8 protein-coding genes are annotated in these 6,966 nt (G+C 65.4%); 7 read left to right on the forward strand and 1 reads right to left on the reverse strand.

Annotated elements, in window-relative coordinates; genetic code table 11:
• Positions 1-251: 251 nt before the first annotated feature.
• The 6 genes from hfq to OXU43_03540 all read left to right on the forward strand — a co-directional run bounded on the left by hfq (position 252) and on the right by OXU43_03540 (position 5,608).
• Positions 252-500 carry an RNA chaperone Hfq gene (gene hfq / locus OXU43_03515; protein MDD9824225.1) on the forward strand — a complete coding sequence of 83 codons (249 nt, stop codon included), beginning with the start codon at positions 252-254 and terminating at the stop codon, positions 498-500.
• 78 nt (positions 501-578) lie between these two features.
• On the forward strand, positions 579-1,823 hold the full coding sequence (gene hflX, locus OXU43_03520; GenBank protein MDD9824226.1) for a GTPase HflX: 1,245 nt from the start codon (positions 579-581) through the stop codon (positions 1,821-1,823).
• 278 nt (positions 1,824-2,101) lie between these two features.
• On the forward strand, positions 2,102-3,247 hold the full coding sequence (gene hflK, locus OXU43_03525) for an FtsH protease activity modulator HflK (GenBank protein ID MDD9824227.1): 1,146 nt from the start codon (positions 2,102-2,104) through the stop codon (positions 3,245-3,247).
• A 1-nt stretch (position 3,248) separates the two neighbouring features.
• Positions 3,249-4,133, forward strand: coding sequence for a protease modulator HflC (gene hflC / locus OXU43_03530; protein ID MDD9824228.1), 885 nt, complete (start codon positions 3,249-3,251; stop codon positions 4,131-4,133).
• Between the two features lie 42 nt (positions 4,134-4,175).
• Positions 4,176-4,376: a DUF2065 domain-containing protein gene (locus OXU43_03535; protein ID MDD9824229.1), complete on the forward strand. Its 201-nt coding sequence runs from the start codon at positions 4,176-4,178 to the stop codon at positions 4,374-4,376.
• Positions 4,373-5,608, forward strand: coding sequence for an ATP phosphoribosyltransferase regulatory subunit (locus tag OXU43_03540; GenBank protein MDD9824230.1), 1,236 nt, complete (start codon positions 4,373-4,375; stop codon positions 5,606-5,608). Before OXU43_03535 ends, OXU43_03540 begins: the two co-directional genes overlap by 4 nt.
• Positions 5,609-5,612: 4 nt before the next feature.
• Here OXU43_03540 and OXU43_03545 read toward each other — a convergent pair whose 3' ends face one another.
• Positions 5,613-6,122 (reverse strand): SRPBCC family protein, encoded by a 510-nt coding sequence (locus tag OXU43_03545; protein MDD9824231.1) that lies wholly within the window; start codon positions 6,120-6,122, stop codon positions 5,613-5,615.
• A gap of 100 nt (positions 6,123-6,222) precedes the next feature.
• On the opposite strand from OXU43_03545, the gene OXU43_03550 reads away from it, so the two are divergent.
• Entirely contained in the window at positions 6,223-6,675 is a 453-nt protein-coding gene (locus OXU43_03550; GenBank protein MDD9824232.1) for a DUF192 domain-containing protein, read from the forward strand.
• The last annotated feature ends 291 nt before the right edge of the window (positions 6,676-6,966 follow it).

Raw genomic sequence — 6,966 nt, forward strand, 5'->3', positions numbered from 1 at the left:
CCCGCCCCTGTTCAAGCCAGGGGCAGGCTCTGCGCGGGAATGGCGGATATTTGCCATGCCAGTGGGAAATGTTTTCGCGCGGCTCTGGATTTTCGGAGTTTTTGCACAGACTGTTTCGCAGGAATGGCGGATGGGGGGCGCGCATATGTATCAGACACATATGGCGGCAGGGGGAAAATTGCCTTATACTTTCGCCAGCAGGGCGGCGGTTGCATATGGACGATGCCCGCCCCCCCCGGATGGGGAGAATAATGAGTAAAAGTCATACCTTGCAGGATCCTTTCCTCAACACTCTGCGCAAAGAGAGAATCCCGGTCTTTATTTACCTCAGCAACGGCGTCAAGTTGCAGGGCCAGATCGAAGGCTTCGATCAGTTCGTGATCTTTCTGCGTAATTCCGTAAGCCAGATGATCTACAAGCACGCGATCTCTACGGTCGTTCCGTCCCGCAATGTGCGTCCCCCCCGGATGCTGGGGAGCGAAGAGCAGGGTGCCGAATAAGACCCTGGCTTCGGGCCTGTAGTTCTGCGCCCTCCCGACACAGTCCCAAACGCCACTGCACAGCCACTCCCGGTGTATGTGCGCCTGCCGGCAGGAGAGTGGGAACGGGACCGCGAGGAATTTCTGTCCCTGATCGCAGGCGCCGGTCTGCAAGGCGCCGGGGCGATCACGGCCTGTCGTTGCGCCCCGGATCCCCGGACCTTCGTCGGCGCGGGCAAGGCAGCGGAGATCGCCGAACGGGTGCGGGAATCCGGGGCCGGGCTGGTCGTCTTCAGTCACCCCCTGAGGCCTGGACAGGAACGCAACCTGGAACGGCTGTTGCAATGCCGGGTCCTGGATCGCACGGGCCTGATCCTCGACATCTTCGCCCAGCGGGCGCGCAGCTACGAGGGCAAACTGCAGGTCGAATTGGCGCAACTGCGGCACCTGTCCAGCCGCCTGGTCCGTGGCTGGAGCCATCTGGAACGGCAGAAGGGAGGGATTGGCCTGCGCGGTCCCGGCGAGACGCAGTTGGAGACCGACCGCCGTTTGCTCGGCGCCCGCATCAAGGCCATCCGGGCGCGGTTGCGCAAGGTGCGCCGCCGCCGCGAAGAAAACCGGCGCGCGCGCCAGGCCGGCGAGGTGCCGGCCATTTCGCTGGTCGGCTATACCAATGCGGGCAAATCTACTTTGTTCAACCGGCTGACCAGCGCTTCGGCGCGGGTGGCGCCGCTGCCTTTCGTCACCTTGGATCCGACTTTGCGCCGCTACCGCCTGGGTCCCGGCCGACACGCCGTGCTGGCCGATACCGTCGGCTTCGTGCGCGACCTGCCCGCGGACCTGGTGACGGCCTTCCAGGCCACCCTGGAAGAGACTTGCAAGGCGACTCTGCTGCTGCACGTGGTGGACCTCGGCGACCCGCAGCGTCATGAGCGCATCGCGCAAGTAAATCAGCTGATTCGGCAGATCGGCGCGGGCGACATACCGCAGATCCTGGTGTTCAACAAGATTGACCGGGTGCCCGGGGTCGAGCCGGGCATAGGCCGCGTCGGCGGTCAGCCTGCCGTTTATCTCTCCGCCCGCCAGGGCATTGGCTGGGAACTGCTGGCGCCGACTGTGTCCGAACTGCTGTGGGGCCGCCGCCGCCGCTACGAATTGCGGCTGCCGGCCGAGGCCGTGCGCATTCGTTCCTCTTTGTTTTCCCAGGGCGCCGTGCTGAGCGAGTGCAGCGACGGCACCGGGGGGTGGATCCTGCGCTTGGCTATCGAACGCCGTTGGCTGGACCGCTTGTGCCGCGGCGGCGGCCTGGAGCACATGGAGCACAGGGTTGAGTTGCGTGATTGACGCGGCGCCCCGGCAGCGCGGTCTCATGTTGTACGGCGGCGCCGACGGCGCCCGCGCGTCCGCTCCGGGCGCAAGGGTCATTGGCTTCAGGCTCTGGCTCCGGTTGCAGCGGCGCCCCGCCGCGTATTACAATCGCCTGCCTGTGGGGGAGGAGCGGGGGAGGCGGTCTGGGTCGCGGCTCGTTCCAGGTTCCTTCGATATTGGCAAGCGAGTCCCGCACTGGCGCGGGCGACAGGCCGGGCAACAGGCATTACCGGCAGGAGTTCTCAGGAGGCTCTATGGGCTGGAAAGAATCTTCCAACGGCGGCAATCCCAAGGAACCCTGGGGCCGACGCGGCGCGCCTGAGGGCCCGCCCGATCTGGACGAGCTGTTGCGCGCCATCCAGGCGCGCCTGAAGCGATTTTTGAACGGCGGTTCCAGGGATTCCAGGGATGGAGAACCCCCGGTGTCGGCGCCAGGCGGCGGACTCCTGCTGCTGATTGGGGGGGCGTTGCTCGTTTGCTGGCTGGTGTACGACATGTTCTACATCATAGACGAGCAGGATCGCGGCCTCGTGTTGCGTTTTGGCGCCCATGTCACCACCCTGCAGCCCGGTCTCAGCCTGCGCTTGCCCCGGCCCATCGAGCGCGTGTACAAACTCAATGTCGGGCGGGTCCGTTCCTTCACCCGCAAGGCGTCCATGTTGACGCAGGATGAGAACATCGTCGAGGTCGAGGCCGCCGTCCAGTATCGGATCGGCGACCCGGAGGCGTATCTGTTCCATGTCCGGGAACCGGAGGCGACCCTGCGCGAGGTGACGGAAAGCGCCGTGCGCGAGGTCATCGGCGGCAACGAACTGGACTTCGTGTTGACGGAAGGCCGCCGCGAAGTCGCCAGCAATCAGCAGAAATTGATGCAGGGGATCCTTGAGGATTACCGCGCCGGCATCCTGATCGTCGGCGTGGAGATGCAGCCCGCCAAGCCGCCGGAGCAGGTGAAGGCGGCTTTCGATGACGCGATCAAGGCGCGCGAGGACGAACAGCGCTCGGTCAACGAGGCCGAAGCTTATCGCAACGACATTCTGCCGCGCGCCCGCGGCGCCGCGGCGCGTCTGGAGGAGGAGGCCACCGCCTACCGGGAGCGCGTGATCGCCAAGGCCAAGGGCGAGGCGTCCCGCTTCGAGCAGCTGCTCGGCGAATACCAGCAGGATCCCGAGGTTACCCGGCAGCGCCTCTACCTGGAAACGGTCGAATCCATGCTGTCCAGCACCAGCAAGGTACTGCTCGACCCCGGCCAAGGCGGCAACCAGCTGATCTATCTGCCGGTGGACCGCCTGCTGGAACGGGGCGCCGCCACCGGGTCCAGGGAACCTGCCGCTACGCCGCCGGCGGCGCCCTTCGACGGCTCCTCGGAAAGCGGCCGCCGGCAGCGGCCGAGGCTCTGATATGCGGGCGTCGCGCACCCTGATCCCGGTGCTGGCCGTTCTGTTGGCGGTCGTAGGTTACAACTCGTTGTTCCGGGTCGAGCAGTGGCAGCAGGCGATCGTGTTCCAGTTCCGTGAGATTGACCGTACCGTTCCGAATCCGGGCTTGCACTTCATGCTTCCATTCGTCAACACGGTGCAGATCTTCGAGAAACGGCTGCTGACCCTCAACCAGGGCCCGCAGCGTTTCCTGACCAAGGAAAAGAAAGACGTGTTCGTGGATTTCTACGTTAAGTGGCGGATCGTCAACGTGGGAAACTTCTACCGTGCCACCGCCGGCGATCTCGCGCGCGCCAACACGCTGTTGGCGCAGCGGATCAACAGCGCTCTGCGCGACGAGTTCGGCGACCGCACGGTGCAGGAAGTCGTTGCCGGCGAGCGCGGCAAGGTCATGGATATGCTCGGCGTTAGCGCCGCGGCGTCCCGCTTGTCGCAGGAGTTGGGGGTGGATGTAGTGGACGTGCGCACGATGCGAATTGACCTGCCGGAAGAGGTCAGCAACTCGGTGTACGAACGGATGCGCGCCGAGCGGGTGCGGGTCGCCAAGGATTTCCGGGCGCGCGGCGACGAGCAGGCGGAACGGATTCGCGCCGCCGCCGACCGCGACCGCGAGGTGCTCCTGGCCCAGGCGTACCAGCGCGCCGAGGAAGTCCGCGGCGAGGGTGACGCCGAGTCCACCAGCATTTATGCGGACGCCTTCGGGAAGGACGAAGAGTTCTACAATTTTTATCGCAGTCTGAATGCCTACAGGAATAGCTTCCGCGAGCAATCGGACATCCTGCTGCTCGGCCCGCAATCGGATTTCTTCAAGTACTTCAAGGATCCGGGGGGCGGCGGCGGCGAATAGAGCCGCCGCAAAGGCGCCCGTTCCCCGCGGGCGCGCCGGCTGATGGAGATTGACTGGCTTCAGTTGTTGCGGGCGCTGGCCCTGGTGCCGATCATTGAAGGCATAGGCCCTTTCCTGGCTCCCGCCCGCTGGCGGGGCCTGATGATCGGCGCCTCCGGTTTGGACGACGGCAAATTGCGTACGCTGGGACTGGTCAGCATGGTCTGCGGCGTCCTGTTTCTGTCGCTGTTGCCCGGCAGATGAACGAGGCTGACTACTGGTTGCTGCCCGAAGGGGTGGACGAGTGGCTGCCGCCGCAGGCGATGCAGCTCGAAAGGCTGTGCCGCCAGGCCGTGGACACTTACCGCTCCTGGGGTTACCAGCTGGTGATCCCGCCCTTGATCGAATACGTCGAATCGCTGGCCACGGGAACCGGCGGCGACCTGGACCTGCAGACCTTTAAACTGACGGACCAACTTAGCGGGCGGCTGATAGGGCTCCGCGCCGACACCACGTCGCAGGCGGCGCGCATAGATGCCAATAAGCTGCGCTGTGGCGGACCGGCGCGCCTGTGCTACCTGGGCACCGTCCTGCACGCCCGCGGCCTGCAGGGAGAAAATCGCTGCCCGCTGCAGACGGGGGCGGAATTGTTCGGCCATGCCGGCATTGACAGCGATGCGGAAGTGCTGGGGCTGATGCGCGAGACACTGTGCAACGCCGGGCTGACAAGCCTGCATATCGGTCTCGGCCATGTCGGCATCTTTCAGTCCCTGGTGCGCCAGGCCCGGCTCAATGGGCGGCAGGAGCTGGAACTCTCTGCCATCGTACAACGCAAGGCCGGCGACGAACTGCAATCCCTGTTGCGCTCCTGGTCGCGCGCCGAGGATACCTCCCTGCGCCTGTTGCCCGGCCTGGTCGAACTGCACGGCGACGCCGCCGTCCTCGACGACGCCGAGCGCTTGTTGCGCCCCGCCGGCCGGGAAGTTCTGGACTGTATCCGCGACCTGCGGCGCCTGTTGGAACTAGCCGCCCCGGACTTGCAGGCGGCGGATACCGTGCACTTCGATTTGGCCGATTTGCGCGGCTATTCTTACCATACCGGTCCGGTGTTCGCCGCCTACCTGCCTGGCCTGGGCCGGGCGCTGACCTCTGGCGGCCGCTACGATCATATCGGAGAGGCATTCGGCCGCGCCCGCCCGGCCACCGGTTTTAGCATCGATCTCAAGCAGTTGGCGCGACAGGTCGAGCAACCGCCAGATGGCGCCGGGGCTATTCTTTCGCCCTGGCCGGCTGCTGCCGAACTGCGTCGGGAAATTCGGCGCTTGCGGGCTGCCGGCGAGGTCGTGATCCGTTGCCTGCCCGGCCAACGGGACGACTTTCCGCAACCGGGCTGCGACCGCGAGTTGCGTCTGGAAGATGGCAAATGGCGAGTGGTTTCCCGGGAGCGCCCGGGCAGCGCCGACCGCCCGGCGCCGGGGAAGGGCGGCGTTACTTGAGAGCCTACTTGAGCCCTTCGATCATTTCCTTCAGCATCGCCAGGCCGCCCTGGTAAACCCCGTCAATCGCGCTGACCGCATCTTCGTCGCCGGTTTCGCCGCCGGCATTGAAGCTGCCTTCCCAGACCACCCGGGTTTTGCCGTTGCCCAATTCCTCTACCAGCACGGACGATTCGTAGTCGGTGACCGGCAGGGCGTTCAGATTCGGCTCCGGGATCGAGTAACGATACCGCATGGCGGCGTTATCGTGCTCCAGCAGCCGTTCGTGGAGTTGCTCGCCGTTGCCCAGGGTCAGCGTTCGCATGGCGTCGGGCTGGGTATTGCCCTTCTGAGTACAGTACACCACCGCCGGGTGCCAGGCGGCTATCGAGCAGAAATCGCCCAGCACGTCCCAGACTTCTTCTCCAGGCGCATTGATCGTGGTATCTTGTCGCGCCTCCAGTTGCCCGGCGCCCAGCGCGGGCGCGGACAGCAACAGCAGGAGCGGGGTAATGCGTTTTGCGAAAACTATCATATCCTTCCCCTCTTTTCGTACCTAGGATTACTGCCTCCCCCCAGCATCGTTGCCAGCCTCATGGAAGGCAAAGCCGCTTTATTATTGCCGAAGGCGCGCCATGAGACAAGAACTGCGTTTCCGCGGCATCCTGCTGGCCTTGTTGTTGCCGCCGGCAACACCCGCCGCCCCGCCCTTTGAGACTCTGATCGTGGAGACGGCCTCGGGGCGCCATGCCTTCCAGGTGGAGGTGGCGGACGACCCGAGAGAACGCACGCGCGGTCTTTCCCGGCGTCCCGGGATGTCTCGGGGCAACGGCATGCTGCTGGATATGGGGCAGGTGCAGCCGGTGACCATCTGGATGGGCGAGACCTGGTTTCCCCTGGACTTGCTGTTCATCGGCGCCGATGGCGAGATCGCCGGCATCCGCGAGGACGCGCCGCCGCGTTCCACCGAGCCGATCCCCTTTGCCACGCCCGTGCGGGCCGTACTGGAGATCAATGCCGGCCTGGTAAAGGAGCTGGAGATACGCAACGGCGACCGTGTGCGGCATCGCGTCTTCGCGGCGCCCTGAGGCCCCCGTCCCGCCCTCTTCGCGTCCCTGGCGCGTATCTGGCGTCTGGAGACGGAGAGCCGCGCAACAAAGCCGTTCCAGCGTAGCCGCTCCGCCGTTGCCGCCCTCACGGGGGCAGGCGCAGAGACCTCCTGCGCTCCATGGGACAGGATAGCGGGGGCCGCCTGCGCCGGTCTCGCTGTGGCGGCTTCGCGCAAGCCGTTACCCAATCGAAGGCAAGCAAAGCGGCTCTCTCTATAACTGCCATGGTTCCCCGCTTACGTACGCATCACTCCCCCTCAAGGGGGGAGC

Source organism: Gammaproteobacteria bacterium, assembly GCA_028817255.1.
Classification (GTDB): Bacteria; Pseudomonadota; Gammaproteobacteria; order Porifericomitales; family Porifericomitaceae; genus Porifericomes; species Porifericomes azotivorans.